We start from the raw sequence: 18,926 nt of genomic DNA, 5'->3' as shown, positions 1-18,926 counted from the left end.
CAAACGAATCCCCCTCGCCTGTGGCGTTTATCGTTATGGTTAAACCTTGTCTTTTCCTTTAAGCCCGATAGAGAACTTCTCTAGATATTTATTTGGCTCGCGACCGTCATAAACGATGTTGTCGATAAAGTGTGTTTGTGGCGCACGAAAACCATCTTCAGCACTGAAATCTGGGAAGTCTTTTTTGCTCAACACACCATCTTCAATTAGCGCTTGAGCCGCTTGTTGGTAAATGTCCGGACGGTAAACCTCTTTTGCGACATCCATGTACCAATCATCGGATTTCTCGCTTGAGATCTGTCCCCAGCGACGCATTTGAGTCAGGTACCAAATCGCATCGCTGTAATACGGATAAGTGGCGTTATGACGGAAGAACACGTTGAAGTCTGGCACGTCTCGTTTGTCGCCTTTCTCGTATTCAAATGTGCCCGTCATCGAGTTAGCAATAACTTCGGCATCGGCTCCAACGTATTCGCTTTTTGATAGCATCTTCACTGCTTCTTGGCGGTTGGCATTGTCGTTTTCATCCAACCAATGTGCCGCTCGAATCAAGGCTTTCACTACGCGAATGTGCGTGTTTGGATACTTCTCAGCCCAAGCTTTGGAAACACCAAACACTTTCTCTGGGTTGTTCTTCCAGATCTCGTAATCGGTCACGACTGGCGTACCAATACCTTTGAATACGGCTTGTTGGTTCCATGGTTCGCCTACGCAGTACCCTTTGATCGTGCCCGCTTCCATTGTTGCTGGCATTTGTGGTGGCGGTGTAACACTCAAAAGAACGTCAGCATCCAATTGGCCACTGTTATCACCTGAGTCTGGTGCATAAAAACCTGGATGAATCCCGCCTGCCGCTAACCAGTAACGCAGCTCATAGTTGTGCGTCGATACAGGGAACACCATGCCCATGTTGAACGGTTTACCTTTATCCAGATAGCTGTCGACCACAGGCTTCAGTGCATCCGCTTTGATTGGGTGAACAGGTTTGCCATCTGGTTGTTTTGGAATGTATTGCTTCATCTGCTCCCAAGTATCATTGGAAACCGTGATTGCGTTGCCGTTCAAATCCATACTGAACGCGGTAATCACTTCTGCTTTTGTGCCGACACCAATCGTTGCGCCCAATGGCTGACCAGCAAGCATGTGCGCACCAGCAAGCTCACCATCGATGACTCGGTCTAAAAGCACCTTCCAGTTTGCTTGCGCTTCTAAAGTGACGTACAAGCCTTCGTCTTCAAAAAAACCTTTCTCATAAGCAACCGCCAGCGGTGCCATATCGGTTAACTTAATAAAACCAAACTTCAGGTCTTCAATTTCTGGCTCACCCAACTCTGCCTTTACGCTGACCGTGGTGAATACCGATAACGAAATTGCTGACACTTTCAGCATCGAACTCCATTTCATTGGTTTGCTCCCATAAAAAAAGCGCCACTACTCCGAAGAGCAGTAGCGCCGTTGCTAAGTCTACAATTACCGCCGTTGATAATTGAGATAAGCGATTCAACAATAAACCCAATTCTACTAATCCAATTACTGTGCCAACTTATTTTTCACAGTAAATACAATGAATTAGTTTATTCTACCGTTTCTAATTCCCTGTTATTGCTTGCTGATAGTGCAACACGCACCACGTTAGAAAACGCACCCTAACCCCAAAGAGGTAGAGCGACTAATCCAACACTTCCAAAGTAGTTATCAAATTCTTGGCAACTTGTGCGAGCGTTTGGCTCGATTGCATGGCTGAATTTCGTAGCGCTTTATAAGCCTGTTCTTCATCAACGCTGTGCATCTTCATCAGCAGCCCCTTGGCTTTTTCCACCAGCTTGCGCTCTTCGATCTTAAAGGTCAGCGATTCAATTTTCGATTGCATACTTTCGAATTTCGCTCTCACTAGTGTCGCATGTTCAATCCAAGGCTGAAGCGCAAACTCACTATCGTGCGGCATGAGCACATAGTCCATTTTTTCTGATAACCGATTGATATCATTAGATGATAACTGCTTTAAGACGATAAGAAGTGGTGCCGATTTTCTGCGGCAGAAATCGACGATCAAACGCAGTTCCGCGGTTGGTTGCTGCCATCCAACCACAACGCTTGCCGACGGTTCTCGTTGCATTAACGTTTCTAGTTGTGCCAATTGGCAACCGATGATGTTGTCGTAATCTTTGCTCAATAAGCCGGACAATCGAGCCTGCTCTTGTAGGCTATCACAGCACACTATGATGGGTGTTTTTGACGTTGATTGAGTCATGCACATTCCTTGTTTATATCTCACTCACTAAGAGAGACATAACAAGGAATGTGCCAACTAAAGCTGAAGCGTTTTAACTAGAGGCAAGATGTTCTTTGAAGAAGCCGAGTGTGCGCTCCCAAGCGAGTGCTGCTTCTTCCGGTGCGTAGCGTGCTGTTGAGTCGTTATGGAAGCCGTGGTTGACGTTCTCATACATTAACGCTTGATACTGTGCGTCGGTTGCGATCAATTGCTGCTCATAAGCAGGCCATGTGTCGTTAACACGCTTATCGAGCCCTGCAAAGTGAATCATCAACGGCCCTTTGACTTGCTTTTGGATCTCTTGCGCCGCTGGCGTTCCATAGAAAGGCACACCTGCATCGAGCTCTTCTGGCATTACCGCTGCAAGCATGTTGACAATGTATCCACCGAAGCAGAATCCAACCGCGCCCAATTTACCGTTGCCACCCTCGTATTGTTTGAGGAAGTTAGCGGCTGCAATAAAGTCTTGTTCGATCTTGGCTCTGTCCATCTCTTTCTGCATGGCGCGACCTTCATCGTCGTTCCCCGGATAGCCGCCGAGTGGATAAAGTGCGTCTGGAGCGAAAGCAATAAAGCCATCTTTTGCAAGTCGTCTTGCGACATCTTTGATATAAGGGTTCAGACCTCGATTTTCATGAATCACCAACACGGTCGGCGATTTTAAGGTCTTCTTCTGTGGCATCACCAAATAACCACGCCCTTCTCCATGCCCATTTGGAGATGGAAAGGTTTCGTAAGTTGCTTTGATGTCAGGATCGTTAAATGAAACTTGTTCTGCCAGTGCGTAATTCGGGGTTAGCGCGTCGACCAGTGCTGTCATGCTAAAGCCAAGCACAGCAAGGCCACCCAGCCTATTTAGAAACTCACGGCGCGAGATTTTTCCGTGGGCGTATTCGTCGTACCAATCGAAGGCTTCTTGCGGGATCGGATGAGAAGCCTTTTCACTAGGAGTGGTATGCTTTAGAACCATTATCCATGTCCTCTGTGTCTTACCATATGGGATTTTCTCATTCTCAAACGCGAAGCGAGAAACGAACGCGATTGAGGCTAAAACTGCGGTTTCACCACTCTGATACGGAGCAACGTGGTGAAACACATCATTGGCGAGCTAGGATCTTTTACCTTCTTCAAACAATAGATAATGGATTCAGATTCAACAACTTTGCGTCGTTGGTTTTACATTAATTGACAATAGTATCTTATTGCTGGCCGCAATAGGCTTGCCAGTAAGAGAAAGCTCGTTCGAATGCTTTTTCCCTGTCATGCATTTGTGCAAATAGCACCACTGTCATGGTGGCAAGAACCGTATTTGCCATTTGGTTCATGTCGTCTTCTGACGTTCCAAACGGGCAGTTTGCAGGCATTGGCACCTCAGACAGCATTTGTTCCGTCCAGTAATGCGATGTCACGCCGCTTGTTTGGCTTAACCATACTGTTTGGCTTACTTTCGGGTTGTATTCTGACTCACCCGATTGTCCTTTGAATGACACAACAGCGTGAGCGGTTTGACCGATCTCGTATTCGACTTCAGCATGAAGTTGTTGGAAACCAGGATGGAAGCTACCACGAATACCAACCGTTGCTTGCCCCGGATTCAATGCTCGAACCACGGTATTAATCGGCGTTCTAAGCCCATAACGATTCTTCCAACCGATCATGGTTTCTGCTTGTGGAGCAAATGCGCTGAGCGGTAGATACACGATGTTTTGTGTTTCTAAGACACGCTTTGCTTCTTCTGCTGATTCCGCTTTCTCGATAGCAAACTTGTCGAGGTAATCTTCTGCGTGTAAACGTCCAGATTGACGGTCGTGATAGCCATGCATCAGCACTTTATGACCATTATCGGCAAGGATCTTCGCTGCTAACAGGTGCCAAGGCTGACCCGCCGCTTCACGTTTGCCTGCGTAACATGGCCAGTCGATGTCTGCACCAATAGCAGGCATGCGGGATTGGAATGCTTTCACAAAGCCAGCGATTTCTTGTTGAGTCTCGTTTTGTACGCGGATCAGCATCAGCAGCATTGCCATTTGATCATCATCGCACTCTCCGTTTAGGTATTCATCCATAACTCGAAACGCTTGGTCAAAGTTCAGTGGTTTTCTACCACGTTCGCCACGACCGACTGTTCTAATACATTCCAAAATGCTGCTCATATTCCCTCGTATTCCGTCACTGACTGTACGGTTTCTATTAGTTGTTCGCGCAGTTTGACAACTTCTCCCATCACAATCAATGCTGGGCTCACGCCTTTAAGTGTAATCGATAAATCATTGAGCTGATTGAGTTGTGTAACATGCACTTGTTGTTGAGGGCTGCAACCATGAGTGATGATCGCGACTGGAAAATCTTCTCTCAAACCAGAGCCTATTAAACCCGTTTGTATTTGCGATGACTTTTCTAACCCCATATAGAAGACTAACGTTTGTCCGCTTTGCATCAGTTGGCTCCACGCTTCAAATGCGCCTGTTACCACTTGCCCCGTCACAAAGGTAACGCTACGAGCAACGCCACGATGAGTCAGCGGAATCAAGCTGTTTGCTGAACATCCAATCGCAGCGGTAATGCCGGGAATGACTTCGTACGCGATTGAGTGTTTGACGAGTGCTAACGCCTCTTCGCCTCCACGGCCAAATACGAATGGATCTCCCCCTTTTAAGCGCACAACTCGCTTTCCTTGTTGAGCGAGCGATACCATCAAATCACAAATTTCTTCCTGACCAATGCTAGGTTGTCCGCATCGTTTGCCCACGTAAATCCAATCGGCTTGTGGCGAAGCCAACTCCAAAATATCTTTGTTCACCAAACGGTCGTACAGCAGAACCTCTGCCGACATAATCGCTTTCACAGCCTTTACCGTTAACAATTCAGGATCGTGCGGTCCTGCTCCGACGATCGAGACAAAACCTTTGTGGTTCGCGTCGAGGTCTACTGAATGGTCTTCTAAAAGTTGGTTCAGTTTGCTTGCTTGGTCATGCTTAGAAAAGCGAGACGAGCGTTCTTGTTTCTGACTCGCTTGTCCTTTCTTAAACCAAGACTTTTGATAAGGCGCTTCCATGTGCTTATCCTCTTTATGACTTACATTATTTGAATAGCCAAACTTTGCTGGTTCGCTTGCTGTTTGCCCTTTTGATGCTGATGGCTGTCGACCATTTGTTTGATTTGAGAGACGCACGAGCCACAGTTAGTACCGCATTTGAGTTTGTTTTGAAGTTGGGTCACTGACGTGCAGTCTTGTTTCTCCATCGCGTCATGTATTTGTTTATCGGTAACGCGGAAACAGCTACAAACCAGTTTGGCACTGCTTTGCGATTGAGTGATGGTAAGCAGTTGCGATAGCTCCATCGGCTTGCCAATCAAGCCGGTAAAGTTGGTGTAGTCGGTTTGAATCGGTTCACTAGACACCACCAAAACAGAGCGAATGATACGCACGTCTCCAACAAGGTCATAGTCCACCGCTAGCCAACCTTGGGCAATATCTATCGTAATTCTGCGGCTCTTTTCCGTTCGACAAAAACTCTGCTTCTTTGGTCGCTTATCATGTGCAAAGCGCCAAATGCCCAAATTGCTTTCTGCTTGAAATGCGCTGTAGAGAAATTTAACGGAATCAAACTGTGTACCGATGAACATACCGTAGGTTTTGACCGCGGCGTCTTGCACTTCAACATAAGACGACTTAAATGCAGGCTGCCCTGAAATAGGGTCTTTTGCGCTGTTTACTATCGCATTAACACTGCTTTCACCGCCATATCGACCCGCCCAGTGCATTGACATAAACAGCTCCTGAAAACCCAAACCTTCATCAATGGCAACTTTGGCATAAATACCGGTGTTTGAAGCAGGCTGAAACAGCTTGGTGAGCTGTCCTGCTTTTAAGCGATTTTGAGTGGCAGAGAGCGTGTTCATGTACACGGTTGGTTCTAACTCTGAGGCGGCAAGGTGGGCGATATGCCCTGTGCGCGTCATGGTATGCCATTGGTCACGTTGCCTGCCCGTATTGAGCCACCAGCCTTTTGTTCTTTCTAAGCGCGTTGGAGATTCACTGGTCACGACAAAACGCGCTTTTCCATCTGGGTGTGAATAGACGCCATCAGCAAAAGGGCGCTCTCCTCCCCATTGTGTCGGCACCCACTCTTCGTATTCTTGCTCGGTTAAGTTGGCGTATTGAGAAAGATCTAGCTTCAATGGCGAATCTGCATTCATGCCTGTCATCGTGGCATATTCCCTGAATACCGCCCGCTCAGAAGTAAACGCAAAGCCATTTTGTGTCTTTTCCAATGCACACAGAGCTTGCCCGACTTGGCTTATCGTCCACCAATCTGATTTTGCTTCACCCGGAGGCGTTTGAAACTGGCGCTGCCTTGAAAGTCGACGCTCAGAATTGGTCACCATGCCTTGCTTCTCCCCCCAGCCAGCGGCGGGTAGCAACAGATCCGCGTAATTCGCCACATCCGAATCCGCTGTGATATCGGAAACAATCACAAGCGGACAAATCTCTAGCGCACGTTTTACCAATTGGTTATCTGGTAAAGAGACAACGGGGTTGGTTGCCATGATCCACAGAACTTTAATCTCACCACGTTCTACCGCCTCAAACAGCTCAACGGCTTTTAAACCGGGCTGAGTGGCAATTTCTGGTGAATCCCAAAACGCCTGCACTTGCTTTATAGACTTTGCGTCAAAAGCACGATGAACCGCTAACTGGTTTGCCAATCCACCGACTTCTCGCCCACCCATCGCATTGGGCTGACCTGTAATAGAAAACGGCCCACAACCTGACTTGGCAATTTTACCCGTCGCCAAGTGTGCATTAATGATTGCATTGCCTTTGTCGACGCCATTTTCGGCTTGGTTTACCCCTTGGCAAAACAACGTAATTGCGGTTGGGCTTTGCGCAAACCATTGGAAGAATGTCGTGAGTTTTTCTTCTGAAATGCCAATGGAAGACGTCAAATTAGTGACATCGTAACGCAAATCAGAAACTTCTTCTCTAAGTGCATTAAATCCGTCGGTATAAGAATTTATGTATTCAGAATCAATCAATTGTTGTTCAATAAGAAACTTGAGCAGCCCATTGAAGAGTGACACATCACCATCGTTTTTAATCGGTAGATGCAAATCCGCTTGCTGTGCGGTGACCGTTTCACGCGGGTCAATGACCACCAGCTTGAGGTTAGGATTGTTTTCTCTCGCTTGTTGAATATGTCGGAATAAAACAGGGTGCGTCCAAGCGGTATTAGCACCGCAAATGATCAATAGCTCAGTCTTATCAATATCGTCGTAATTGACGGGAACGACATCTTCACCAAATGCTCGTACATGAGCCGCAACCGCCGAAGACATACACAAACGCGAGTTCGTATCGATGTTTGCGCTGCCAACATAGCCTTTCATGAGTTTGTTGGCGACGTAATAGTCTTCCGTCAACAACTGGCCTGACACATACATAGCGACGGAATCCGATCCAAACTCCGCTTTCGCTTGATGAATCTTTTCTGCAATCAGATCCGTGGCTTGTTGCCATTGCACTTCTTGCCCTTGAGGTCGTTGCTTGGTGACAAGCTTTGGATACAGCAAGCGCGAAGGCATATTCAAGCTCTCTGCCAGCGCGACGCCCTTTACGCACAGTGATCCCGCATTTGCAGGATGACACGCATCCCCAACGATTCCTTTCGCATTGACCTCGACACCACATCCAACACCACAATAGGGACAAGTGGTTTTTTTGCATCCTTGCGACATAACACCTCCAGTGCGATTCAGCCCAACTTACTAGCAAAAAAAAGCCTCTCCCGAATCGAGAGAGGCAGCAATGCCTTTAACGCTGTTAGTACATTTTCAAAAAGTAATACCCTATACCGCTCTCGCCTGCTATTGAGAGCGGCGCATCGAGTTATCGATGAACGTTTATGTAAAGCAAGTGAGGTGCCAAGATCAAAAACCTTTACTATACAACGAGTTAGCTTAAAACCAATTATAGCAACGTAATGCTACGCACTGATTGTGTGCAAATTTCGGTCATTATCGTGCAGTATTACTTTACTAATTCCATGACTAACCTGGATTCTTCGTCACCAAAATAATGCGCTTCTTCTTCTAACGTTTTAAAGCCAAGGGAGAGGTATAAAGACAATGCAGGTTGGTTCTTAGGATCGACAGTCAATTTCACGCTTGAGCCTAACTTCAACGGCGCAATAACGTTTTCTAGGAGGGAACGCGCAATACCTTTACCTCTATGTTGAATATCGACGGCCAATGACATGATCCAATATTGATGTGCATTTGTGCTAGTCGTTAGCAATATATACCCTGCGACCTGCTCTCCCTCTTTTGCTACCAGTAAGCTCTCTCCCCAACAATCAAAAGCTTGCCGAAAGAAAAATTGAGGATAGGCGTGTTCTCCAAATAAAGTATTTTCGAGCTTATATATGGCAAATAAGTCCTCTTTTTGCGCAGACAAGATGTCCATTCAATGACTCCTTCTTTAACATGAATGGCAGCAGTATACCTAAATCTCATCTAAATGACGGGACACAAACATCTCAATTAAGTGCTTAAGAAATGTAATATTCTTCCTGAAAATTAGGCCTAACTCACTTAGAACATACATCCGTGATTAAGTTTTGACCGCAAAATCAAAAACCACACAAGATGAAAATTTCAATACATACAACCATTAAGTGCATTAAAATTAAGAACTTTATTCTGGTTTATTGAAAAATTCATAGTTGGATAATTTACAACCACACCAAATCCACAGCATTATTCACCAAGCTTCGCATGTGATAATAAACACTAAAACCTTTACCATTTTCAGCATTATTATTTTTATAAAAGCGAGTTTTAAAGTGAAAGAATCTCGAAATGCCTTAAATCCTAGTGAAATAAACACAACCACAGCTTGGTCAAAACATGATACACATTGGGTTCTTAGCCTATTTGGAACGGCCGTTGGCGCAGGCATCCTGTTTCTGCCAATTAACCTTGGGATTGGTGGTTTTTGGCCTTTAGTCGCGATGGCAGTACTTGCTTTTCCAATGACCTATCTTGCGCACCGTGGCTTAGCTCGTTTTGTACTATCTTCTAAGATCAAAAACGCAGACTTCACTGATGTAGTGGAAGAGCACTTCGGCGCAAAAGCAGGCCGTTCTATTTCACTGCTGTATTTTCTTTCGATCTTCCCGATCCTGTTGATATATGGGGTTGGAATAACAAACACAGTAGATAGCTTCATGGTAAATCAGGCTGATATGGCTTCTTTACCTAGACCTTTGCTTTCTGGCGTACTAGTGTTTGCACTAATTGCTATTATGATGGCGGGTGAAAAAGTAATGCTACGGGCCTTTGCCATTATGGTGTTCCCACTTGTTGCCATTCTTGCCTTTCTATCATTTTACTTAATACCGAACTGGACCATGCCTGTCATGGATGTGCCAGAAGCGTCAGCTTTTGCTAGCACTATGTGGTTAGCAGTTCCTGTAGTGATTTTTTCGTTTAGTCACGCAGCTGCAATTTCAAGCTTTGCAAATGTACAACGTCGCCATTACGGTAAGCAGGCAGATGCCAAATCCGAAGTTATTCTTCGCCGCACTAGCATCATGCTGATTGCCTTTGTTCTTATTTTTGTATTTTCCTGTGTGCTAACACTGTCACCTGAACAATTGGCTCAAGCAAAAGAACAAAACGTATCCGTATTGTCTTACTTAGCGAACGCAACCGATAATCCATTTATTGCAACACTTGGTCCTTTAGTAGCGTTTGTTGCTATCACTTCATCTTTCCTTGGACATTTTTTAGGTGCGCGTGAAAGCTTAAATGGTTTAATTACCAAGCATTTTAACCTATCTGAGAAGCGTGTTGATCGTATCAGCGTGGCAGCACTGTTCTTCTCAATCTGGGCGGCGGCGATCATGAACCCAAGTATTCTTGGTATGATGGAAGCATTGTCAGGGCCTGTTATTGCAATGATCTTATTTATTATGCCAATGTTAGCGGTGTATAAAATCGAGGCGATGAAACAATATCGAGGAAATATCTCTACTTACTTTGTTCTAGCAGCAGGCATTGTGGCGGTAAGTGCATTGATTTTTAGCTTCTTCAGCTAATAACTAAAGACTAGCTTGGATTTTCAGGGGAATACCTTACACAAGGTTAAGGTGATTCCCTGAATTTTCTTACTCTTTAAAAGGTAATCATCGTTACCCTTGACTCTTAAATAAGAGCGAAAACACCCGCAATCATAAGTACTGAAGCGATGCAGGTACGGCCGATAATGCCGAAGTGCGAAGGTTGAATCATTTCATTATGCATAGTTAATCTCCTATTTATTATAAAAGCCATTTTTTATTGGCTTAATAACACTATGTCTAATATCCAGTTTTTTAACAACCCATACAAACATTAAATATTTATGACAGAAACGTAATTTTTTACACTTCGCCCTGATTTTGAGCGATGAATCCGCGGCTTAAATCATTAGATTGAGTCCACCCAATATGCTCGCCTACCTGTCATCGTTACCTTGTCTATACCATCGTCTAATCATTGCATAAGTTTTCAATAGATTTTGTTTTATAAATCATAATATTATAGAGAGCCTTCTCGTCTCTCACTCCCAAAACACTTTACCACTGGGAATCCATCCGCACTTAACCAACAAGAAATGGTAGACTTAACTGGTATTCGGTTAAGAGATCACATTTTATTAATACGCTCATGCACTTCTCAATTAAAAAACTGGCTTGCGCACTTTGTACTGCACTTGGACTTTTCTTGCATCCGACCAACGTACTGGCGAGTACCGAAAAGCAAGCTTATCTGGAAGAACACATTTCAGCAGAAAGCAAGCCCATGTTAAAACTCTACTTTCGCTCGATGGGTAAGCCGCGATCAATTCAAAAAGATGAGTTAAATGCGCCACAGAATGCATCAGCGGAGTCTCTTGCTCTGTATTACTTTGCACGAAAGTACCTTAAGCGTTACGAAGGCGTTCCATTACCGAAAGATATGCCCGATTTAATCGAATTCGGTAAAAAGCACCATTTGGAATGGGTCGTCGCTGAAGCACAGCTCAATAAGGCTGTAACAATGATTGAGCAAGACGATAACTGGAACGCAGAATTGTTACTCCATGACGTTGTTTCTACAGCCCGTGATCTTGGTTATCTAGCATTAGAAGGCCGTGCTTACCGCTGGTTAGGCAATCTAGAAGTATCTCGAAATCAACTACGCAGTGGCCTAAAATATTATCGCAATGCCTATGAGTTATTAGAAAAAACAGTGTTTGAAATACAAGTCGCGATGACACTGAACAACATTGGGACGGTCTACATCGACGCATCAGATTGGGCTCGGGCCAACAGTTACCTAACGCAAGCTCTCGACACTTACCTAGAGAGCGAATATCAATACGATAATAGCTTTTTTATGGGGGTTATCTACGCAAACCTTAGCATCGTTCACTCGAGCCTCGGAGATAACAAAAAAGCGGAATATTATTTCAATGAAGCCATTCGACTTTCAATGCAAACGGGGTCGGACACAGTCAAGCACCACTCTTTATCCAGCTTTTCACAAATGTTGAGCTCGGTAGGAAAAATTGATGATGCATTAATGGTCGCACAACGTTGCGTAGACCTGCCCATTCCAAAAAATCTAGAAATGCTAAAAACGTCTTGTTACGAGGCATTTGCAGAGGCTTACCTCGCAAACAAACAATACGATAAAGCTATTACAACAGCGCTTAACGTTCTAGAACAAACCAAATCAACCAGTGAATTAGAGCTGCGTCAGCGTATTGATATGCTTTCGGTACTGGTAAACGCTCATCAAATTCTTAATGACTATGAAGCGGCTTTTCATTATTTAACCCAATTAAGAGAGCTAGAGGCTGAGTTTTCTCATCATATTCATGGTGAAGAGATGATTAACATTAAGTTTGACCTCGAAGCTAAGTTAGCCCAGAAAGAACTCAAATTGCTAGAAACAAAAAATGCGCTACAAGCCTCTGAACTGCGTTCACAGCGCTATCGAGAAATGTTCTACTTTATCGCTATTGCGGCAATTGGAGTCGTTGGTTTTCGTTACGTACTGCGCGTTAGACGTATTAATAAAGCACTCACTCAAGAAAATACTACCGATCCATTAACTCAACTGCATAACCGTCGCTATCTTCACATTTGGTTGGACAAAATGGCTCGTAGAAGCCCAGATAGAACATTTGCCTTAGCCGTTTTAGATGTCGATCATTTTAAAACCTTTAATGATCAATATGGACACGATATTGGCGATAAAATGCTGACTCATATTGCCACGCTATTTAATGAATCCACCCGCTCTGGTGACCTACTCATTCGTTGGGGTGGAGAAGAGTTTGTCCTATTATTCGAAGTACAGCGAGTTGAAGATTGCGCTAAGTTTTTGGAGCGATTGAGATATACTGTTGAAAACACGCCATTGGTGGTTGACTCTAAACCATTAAACGCGACAATTTCCCTTGGAGCAGTGGACAAACTGTCGGCACAAATAATTAAACAAGAATGGGATCAATGGTTTTTCTTGGCAGACCAAGCTTTGTATGATGCGAAGCAAGCTGGTAGAAACCAGTTCGTCATTCATCCTACATCATAAAAAAGCACACATGAAAAAAAATCTAATCATTATTACTTTTGCGCCTCTATTTCTTATGGCGTGTAGTAATCAGCAAGCATCTCAACTGGGAATGCGCAGCAGCAGTGTCAACGTATATGCCCAGCAAATGAGTAACACTCAACTATGTGAAACTCTCTACTACAACCGTGCAACTAACCAAACCAAAGTGGCGATTGGTGCTGAGTTCAATCGACGTGGATTAAACAAAAAGTGGTGTGATAAAGAATTCGATAAGTTGTACATTAAAAAGTGGATTGATAACGTGCTGCCTAAAGAAAAAGCCGAACCTAAGAAACCAATGGCAACTATTCAACCCGCTTCAACTAAATAACTCCCCTCTTGAAGCAGACGGTACACTCGTATTTTCTGCTTTTCACTTTTCACGCATGCTCGATGCGACATATAAAAACCTCATGGTTTCAGTAAATTAACAAAGACTTATGTTGTCCATCGAACTTTTAATGTAAACAAGTTGTAAATGGTTTTCGTCCTTATTCTTTGTCGTTAGCTTTGTTTGTTCCTGTTAGCGGAATATGAAACAGGAACTAAAAAATTCCAAACAAAGACATGAGGTCAAAAATGGAAATACGCATTAATCGCCTATTTGCTGCTATGTTGGCAGTAGGCATTGCACCTGCCGTCTCGGCGTTTGATCCACTCTACTCTGAACAATGGCACTTAGACAACACGGGGCAAACTGCGTTTGCGGCTAATCCTGCTGTTGCTGGGAACGACTTAAACACTAAGCTCACTCAGGCAATGGGGATTGCAGGTGTTGGTGTGAAAGTTGCCGTCATTGATTCTGGAGTGCAGATCGATCACCCCGACCTTGCAGGTAATATAGTTACAGGTAGCAGAAACTTCGTCGAAGACTCTTCATTCCCACCAAGTTATCCGGTTGATACTAATGGTCATGGCACTGCTGTAGCCGGTTTGATTAGCGCCGTCGGCAACAACGGTGAAGGCGGACGCGGTGTCGCTTCTCACTCTTCCCTCATTGGTTTTAACTGGTTAGCCAACCAGACATTAGAAGGTTGGTTAATCTCCCATGGCATGGACCCAGCAACACGTGATGTTCGCGTATTTAACCAAAGTTACGGTTTCAGCCCTATAAACCCGATTACTTTTGATGAAAGCGACCCTCAACTAAAACTTGAAATGGACGTGATGAAAAACGTCAGCGAGAGTAACGCCTGGGGTCGAGGTGCTGTATTTGTAAAGTCAGCAGGTAATGGTTACCGCTATTTCAATGCAGGGCGATTCTTCGTATTGCCAAGTAACTTCTTTGCTGGTGGAGACAATCAAGGCTTACCGATGCACAACTCTGCTCAGTCTTATGATAACGCCAATTACTTCAATTTAGTCACTAGTGCACTACGAGCGGATGGTACGCGAGCGAGTTACTCATCGGTGGGTTCGAACGTGTGGGTTGCAGCACCAGCAGGTGAATATGGGCAAGATTTCCCTGCTATGGTCACCACTGATTTAATGGGTTGTGAAGAAGGGCAAAATACCAGTGAAGGCCTTGGCATTAATGGGTTACACGGCGGAACGGAGCTCGATCCGAACTGTAACTATACCAGTACGATGAACGGAACCTCATCGGCTGCGCCAAACACATCGGGTGCCATCGCGGCAATCATGTCAACCAACCACGCACTTTCTGCTCGTGATGTACGTGCTTTACTAGCGGAGACAGCAAAAGTAACGGATAAAGCGCATCAAGGCGTACAGCTTGAATTTACTAACCATAAAGGTGAACAGGTTAGCTACGAGGCAATTGCCCCTTGGCAGAAAAACGCAGCAGGCGTAGATTTCCATACTTTTTATGGCTTCGGCGCTGTAGATTTAGATGAAGCGATGCAACGTGCTCGCATGACGAATCGTGTTTTACCAGCTCAAGTCATTACGCCATGGGTTAATAACGCTACAGAAGTAAGTGTACCCGATGCAAGTCTAGTTGGTGGTTCTTCAAGTATCGCCATTGGCGATGAGCTGACAGTAGAATCCGTTCAAGTGACATTGACATTGGACCACGCTCGTCTGCCCGACTTAGCTATCGAGCTCATTTCGCCATCAGGGACTCGTTCTGTTTTGCAAACACCGCGCAATGGTCTTGTTGGTCAATCTCTTGATCCAACGATTACTGGCTACAAAGATCAATTAATGTTGTCTAACCAATTTTATGGCGAAGATGCAAAAGGCGAATGGACGTTGCGAGCAATAGATACGAACGGCGATGAAGCCTATTCTTACATTGCATATTTCAACTCTTCCACCATCTATGACGTTCCGATGGCAAACAACGCTCAACCCGGTGTTATTAAGAACTGGTCGATGCGCATATTTGGACACTAAGGAGTCAATAACATGAAATACAAATCATTTTCTATGCTGGCTCTCGTTATCATGACGTCGAGTGTATACGCAGAGCAACAGCTCTCTCAACAACCTGCACCAGAACTGTTTGTGCCATCAGAAGCGGTTGAGATTAATGGCCAAGACTATCGAAAAGTGCAAACTGGCACTGTTAGAACCCTATCTGAAGACGTAAAACTTCAAGCGGGTGATGAGGTGTTTAAGAATGCGTTTAGTAACGTATCCAAAGCCACTGGACTGGTTTACATCACCGTAAACAATCCTAACGAAGCGAAAGCAGTCGCCAAAGAGTTAAAATTAGAAGTTATCTTCGCAGAGGGGGAATCAGCGGTGTTAAAAGCATCTCAAGATCAAGATCTGCTAAGTATTAGCGACTACCTAAATGCAGACAGCCGGGTAAAAGCGTCTAAAATTGAACTAAACAGCGGTAAATACCGTGCACAATAATTCTCTAACAAGAGAAGTTGGCCTGTAAAACCATGCCTCAGCGATTGCTGAGGCATTTTTATGGGTAGGAACAGATACGCTATTATTCTTTAGTAACATTTCGCATAACTAGTATGATACCTAAACACCCTACTCGCTTGCGCCTGTCATTTCTTAAACAAAATAATTTCCGTTCTTAGCTCTTCTTCCGTGGTTTCCTTCGGACTATTCAGGTAGCGTTCGATTCCTAAAGGACTGGTTTTGACTTTCATGCCACTCTGACGAACCAAGTTCATCGCTAAAGCCCATGCATTTCCCAAAAACTGATATTCACCTCGGTGTTCGACGACAAATGTTTCACTCTCAGGAATGGTACCAGTAACCGCCCCTTGAGGCGCTGATACTGAGTTATGAAGAGGAAAGCAAGTGATAAACTCGAATGTACCTTTCTGCATATCCATCGACTGGTAATAACAAAACAATTCACCATTCACGGATAGGGTTTCGTCACTAATTAACTGTTCTAGTTGCTGAACATGCTTCTCAATTACCGAACCTAATTCCTGCAAGCTAGCCACACCCTTGATCCCAATGTAATGAATTTGAGGCAACGTTCGGTTACCTATTTCGACTAAGTCTGAATGCACTCTTCCGGTTTCAAGCTTACTTTTGAGCATGCGTAACCCACGTTGATAATCCATCTCTATCATCGACTTAAACATACTTTTCAGAAAGAACAGATACCAAGGGACGCGAGATTGCATTTGCCATTCGACTAAACAGCCATTTTGTGACGGCGTCACGATTAGAGTCACCTTTCCATGGCTCTTGATTGGGCGAAAGAAATGTAGCTCCATATCTAATCGATGCTCTTGAGTACTTTCCAGTACAATCGCGCCAGTCCCAATACGCTGACCATTCCATTGATAACCAGCTCCAACGTGGCCCTGATTATCACTGAATGTCAGCTCGCAGCTTGGTTCAAGAATGATCCATGGCGACCAGCTGGGCCAGTTATTGAAGTTCTTGAGATAGCCAATAATTTCACTTTGATTCTTATTAATTTCAATACTTCGGCTGACCTGATAAGAGAGCATAACGGTTCCTCGAGTTTCCGCTTCACTAACTTCAGTCTAATTCAAATTCCAGTTTTTTCTTGTTTGACTGCGGGTTAGATGCGTACGACAAGAAAAATCCAGAGCGTTAATTCTCACTTGAATCAATACGCGCAAAGCTAAGAGCAGAACTCCACTTTTGCACTAAATCGAACACCATCATCGTCCAGTACTAACGCCCACCCCATCCGTTCACATATTCGTTGTACGATAACAAGCCCACAACCATAACCAGCGTTGTACGTCTCGTTGCCATCGTGACGGTTTAGGATCTTAAGCGCATGACCTTTCAACTCAATTTCAATATCTCCCACACTATAGCTAAAGGCGTTTTTAATCAGATTGTTGATAACAATGGTCACAAAACTCTCTGGTGCATTCACGACACCACTATGTTGTTCGTGCAAAGCGTAATTCGAATCTTGCTTGGCAAATAAAGGAGCCAGCTCTTCCAGTTGTTTTTGTAAACAAGTAAGAAGCTGATGCTCTCCGTAATGCTGAGGCTCTATTTTCTCTTTACCAAGTAAGAGAAACGCTTCTGTCAGTACACGCATCTCGTCACAAGCTGACTGCATCCTCGTGATGGCTTTTTGCGCAACTCGAGGTTGATCAGGAAGACGCGTCAGAATGTCTGTTGAGCCTTTAATCACCATGATTGGCGTTCTCAACTCATGCGATGCAAAACGGCTAAATTCTTGTTCTCGTTTGAAGTAGCCCGCGATATCGTTCTTATTATCCAGCAAAGTCTGCTCTATCTGGCGTGTTTCGCTGAACTTAGTTTCAACTTGGAAAGCGGGTTGATCCGGTGACATTTGGCTAATTTTGTCTTCAATTTGCGCTAATGGCCGAGACAATATTCGCACCATGTAAATGCCATACCCAACCATGACAAATGAAAACAAACCACCGAGCAGCAGCGTAAACTGATGCAGCGAGCTTTCGTATTCGTCCAAGTAATCATCTGAGTCATCTTGAAATACAATGTACATAAGCCCCTTCCCTGAGGGATGGTTCAATACAACAAAGTGTTTATCTTCTTCACCAAGCAGGTATTCATAAAAACCAGGTGAAGTAAAAGAGAGCAACCAATCCGGTGTCGGAGCTTCACTCCAATATGAGTTGAACTCCAATACGTTTGGCAATGGCGCATCCCAGCCCTGTTTCTCGAAATTCTCACTATAAAGCGCAGCTTCAGTATCGAGCCAGTGATGTAAACTCAGCACTTCCAGTTTGTTTTCTGCCACATAAATCAGCGACCAAAAAAGAGTAAACATCACAAACGTCATGACCCCAAAACCCCAACGGATCTTGCGATAAATGCTTGGATATTCGTTATGCTTTAAGTCGGTAACCTTGTCCATGAATAGTCTCTAATCGTGATTCTTCAAAACCTTTGTCTAGTGCGGTTCTTAAACCATAAATATGGCTACGAAGTGCATCACTTCCCGGTGGTTCGTCTCCCCACACACTATCGATCACTTCTGTGCGCGAGACCGCTGCTGGAGCACGTTGGAGGAGCAATTTTAAAATTTTAGTTTGAATTCGACTCAGCTTAATTTCTTTGTCTTTTCTCGTTACTTTTCCTGTACGCGCATCTAAACAAATATCTGCAAATTTGAGCGTTCCGATATCTTGTCTTGGACCACGATTAGCCAAAGCATGAACACGCAAACTGAGCTCTTCCATCGCAAATGGCTTCATTAAATAGTCATCTCCCCCCGCTTTAAAAGCCGCGATTTTGTCATCTAGCGTATCTTTTGCCGTTAGGAAGAGAATTGGCGTTCCACATAACTTATCTTGTCGAAGCTTCTGTACCGTACTGATGCCATCGAGCTTCGGCATCATGATATCCATGATAATTACATCGTAATGATTTTCCTCGATTAACTTAATCGCAGCCTCTCCATGAAACGCACAATCGATAATCATGCCTTCGAGCTCAAGATAGTCTGCAATCGTCTCCGAGACGTTATGGTTGTCATCTACAATTAAAATTTTCATAAAATCACATTTCTTCACGATCTCTTCACGATATGCCCAATAAGATACAGGCAATTTCCTAAACTCGCTCGTAAATTGAGGTTAAT

15 protein-coding genes are annotated in these 18,926 nt (G+C 44.3%); 5 read left to right on the top strand and 10 right to left on the bottom strand.

Going from position 1 to position 18,926, the window contains the following annotated elements:
* Positions 1 to 39: 39 nt before the first annotated feature.
* From R8N28_RS01740 to R8N28_RS01710, 7 genes are all read right to left on the bottom strand, one after another.
* The gene (locus tag R8N28_RS01740; protein WP_005375887.1) at positions 40 to 1,404 is read right to left on the bottom strand and encodes a CmpA/NrtA family ABC transporter substrate-binding protein; all 1,365 of its coding nucleotides are present in this window, start codon (positions 1,402 to 1,404) and stop codon (positions 40 to 42) included.
* Positions 1,405 to 1,669: 265 nt separating this feature from the next.
* Complete coding sequence (locus R8N28_RS01735; protein WP_065275353.1) at positions 1,670 to 2,251, bottom strand: ANTAR domain-containing response regulator; 582 nt, start codon at positions 2,249 to 2,251, stop codon at positions 1,670 to 1,672.
* 73 nt (positions 2,252 to 2,324) lie between these two features.
* A complete protein-coding gene (locus R8N28_RS01730) occupies positions 2,325 to 3,242 on the bottom strand; it encodes a dienelactone hydrolase family protein (RefSeq protein ID WP_009704599.1) in 918 nt (305 codons plus the stop codon).
* A 229-nt stretch (positions 3,243 to 3,471) separates the two neighbouring features.
* Positions 3,472 to 4,425, bottom strand: a complete 954-nt coding sequence (locus R8N28_RS01725) for a glycosyl transferase family protein (protein WP_065275354.1) — start codon at positions 4,423 to 4,425, stop codon at positions 3,472 to 3,474.
* Positions 4,422 to 5,327 (bottom strand): uroporphyrinogen-III C-methyltransferase, encoded by a 906-nt coding sequence (gene cobA, locus R8N28_RS01720; RefSeq protein WP_065275355.1) that lies wholly within the window; start codon positions 5,325 to 5,327, stop codon positions 4,422 to 4,424. The genes R8N28_RS01725 and cobA overlap by 4 nt, the downstream gene beginning before the upstream one ends.
* A 20-nt stretch (positions 5,328 to 5,347) precedes the next feature.
* Positions 5,348 to 8,011, bottom strand: a complete 2,664-nt coding sequence (locus tag R8N28_RS01715; RefSeq protein WP_065275356.1) for a nitrate reductase — start codon at positions 8,009 to 8,011, stop codon at positions 5,348 to 5,350.
* Between the two features lie 292 nt (positions 8,012 to 8,303).
* Positions 8,304 to 8,738 (bottom strand): GNAT family N-acetyltransferase, encoded by a 435-nt coding sequence (locus R8N28_RS01710; RefSeq protein WP_031781129.1) that lies wholly within the window; start codon positions 8,736 to 8,738, stop codon positions 8,304 to 8,306.
* A gap of 379 nt (positions 8,739 to 9,117) precedes the next feature.
* On the opposite strand from R8N28_RS01710, the gene R8N28_RS01705 reads away from it, so the two are divergent.
* The 5 genes from R8N28_RS01705 (at position 9,118) to R8N28_RS01685 (ending at position 15,745) form a co-directional block, all read left to right on the top strand.
* Complete coding sequence (locus tag R8N28_RS01705) at positions 9,118 to 10,374, top strand: aromatic amino acid transport family protein (RefSeq protein ID WP_065275627.1); 1,257 nt, start codon at positions 9,118 to 9,120, stop codon at positions 10,372 to 10,374.
* Positions 10,375 to 10,984: 610 nt separating this feature from the next.
* Positions 10,985 to 12,898: a tetratricopeptide repeat-containing diguanylate cyclase gene (locus tag R8N28_RS01700; protein WP_082240191.1), complete on the top strand. Its 1,914-nt coding sequence runs from the start codon at positions 10,985 to 10,987 to the stop codon at positions 12,896 to 12,898.
* A gap of 10 nt (positions 12,899 to 12,908) precedes the next feature.
* The gene (locus R8N28_RS01695) at positions 12,909 to 13,250 is read left to right on the top strand and encodes a hypothetical protein (protein ID WP_033906993.1); all 342 of its coding nucleotides are present in this window, start codon (positions 12,909 to 12,911) and stop codon (positions 13,248 to 13,250) included.
* Between the two features lie 248 nt (positions 13,251 to 13,498).
* Positions 13,499 to 15,277 (top strand): S8 family peptidase, encoded by a 1,779-nt coding sequence (locus tag R8N28_RS01690; RefSeq protein ID WP_065275357.1) that lies wholly within the window; start codon positions 13,499 to 13,501, stop codon positions 15,275 to 15,277.
* 12 nt (positions 15,278 to 15,289) lie between these two features.
* Positions 15,290 to 15,745, top strand: a complete 456-nt coding sequence (locus R8N28_RS01685; RefSeq protein WP_025767689.1) for a hypothetical protein — start codon at positions 15,290 to 15,292, stop codon at positions 15,743 to 15,745.
* Between the two features lie 146 nt (positions 15,746 to 15,891).
* Here R8N28_RS01685 and R8N28_RS01680 read toward each other — a convergent pair whose 3' ends face one another.
* From R8N28_RS01680 to R8N28_RS01670, 3 genes are all read right to left on the bottom strand, one after another.
* Entirely contained in the window at positions 15,892 to 16,821 is a 930-nt protein-coding gene (locus tag R8N28_RS01680) for an SRPBCC family protein (RefSeq protein WP_065275358.1), read from the bottom strand.
* Positions 16,822 to 16,958: 137 nt separating this feature from the next.
* Positions 16,959 to 18,200, bottom strand: a complete 1,242-nt coding sequence (locus R8N28_RS01675) for a sensor histidine kinase (RefSeq protein WP_054576761.1) — start codon at positions 18,198 to 18,200, stop codon at positions 16,959 to 16,961.
* Positions 18,172 to 18,840 (bottom strand): response regulator transcription factor, encoded by a 669-nt coding sequence (locus R8N28_RS01670; RefSeq protein ID WP_025767686.1) that lies wholly within the window; start codon positions 18,838 to 18,840, stop codon positions 18,172 to 18,174. Before R8N28_RS01670 ends, R8N28_RS01675 begins: the two co-directional genes overlap by 29 nt.
* Positions 18,841 to 18,926: the final 86 nt, after the last annotated feature.

Source organism: Vibrio sp. Vb1554, assembly GCF_033344235.1.
This window is presented reverse-complemented; position numbering and strand designations above follow the sequence as displayed.

What these genes read in the sequence shown, in the direction of transcription:
- R8N28_RS01740 (WP_005375887.1), bottom strand. Translation starts at nt 1,404, where the DNA reads ATGAAATGGAGTTCGATGCTGAAAGTGTCAGCAATTTCGTTATCGGTA.
- R8N28_RS01735 (WP_065275353.1), bottom strand. Translation starts at nt 2,251, where the DNA reads ATGACTCAATCAACGTCAAAAACACCCATCATAGTGTGCTGTGATAGC.
- R8N28_RS01730 (WP_009704599.1), bottom strand. Translation starts at nt 3,242, where the DNA reads ATGGTTCTAAAGCATACCACTCCTAGTGAAAAGGCTTCTCATCCGATC.
- R8N28_RS01725 (WP_065275354.1), bottom strand. Translation starts at nt 4,425, where the DNA reads ATGAGCAGCATTTTGGAATGTATTAGAACAGTCGGTCGTGGCGAACGT.
- cobA (WP_065275355.1), bottom strand. Translation starts at nt 5,327, where the DNA reads ATGGAAGCGCCTTATCAAAAGTCTTGGTTTAAGAAAGGACAAGCGAGT.
- R8N28_RS01715 (WP_065275356.1), bottom strand. Translation starts at nt 8,011, where the DNA reads ATGTCGCAAGGATGCAAAAAAACCACTTGTCCCTATTGTGGTGTTGGA.
- R8N28_RS01710 (WP_031781129.1), bottom strand. Translation starts at nt 8,738, where the DNA reads ATGGACATCTTGTCTGCGCAAAAAGAGGACTTATTTGCCATATATAAG.
- R8N28_RS01700 (WP_082240191.1), top strand. Translation starts at nt 10,985, where the DNA reads ATGCACTTCTCAATTAAAAAACTGGCTTGCGCACTTTGTACTGCACTT.
- R8N28_RS01695 (WP_033906993.1), top strand. Translation starts at nt 12,909, where the DNA reads ATGAAAAAAAATCTAATCATTATTACTTTTGCGCCTCTATTTCTTATG.
- R8N28_RS01690 (WP_065275357.1), top strand. Translation starts at nt 13,499, where the DNA reads ATGGAAATACGCATTAATCGCCTATTTGCTGCTATGTTGGCAGTAGGC.
- R8N28_RS01685 (WP_025767689.1), top strand. Translation starts at nt 15,290, where the DNA reads ATGAAATACAAATCATTTTCTATGCTGGCTCTCGTTATCATGACGTCG.
- R8N28_RS01680 (WP_065275358.1), bottom strand. Translation starts at nt 16,821, where the DNA reads ATGCTCTCTTATCAGGTCAGCCGAAGTATTGAAATTAATAAGAATCAA.
- R8N28_RS01675 (WP_054576761.1), bottom strand. Translation starts at nt 18,200, where the DNA reads ATGGACAAGGTTACCGACTTAAAGCATAACGAATATCCAAGCATTTAT.
- R8N28_RS01670 (WP_025767686.1), bottom strand. Translation starts at nt 18,840, where the DNA reads ATGAAAATTTTAATTGTAGATGACAACCATAACGTCTCGGAGACGATT.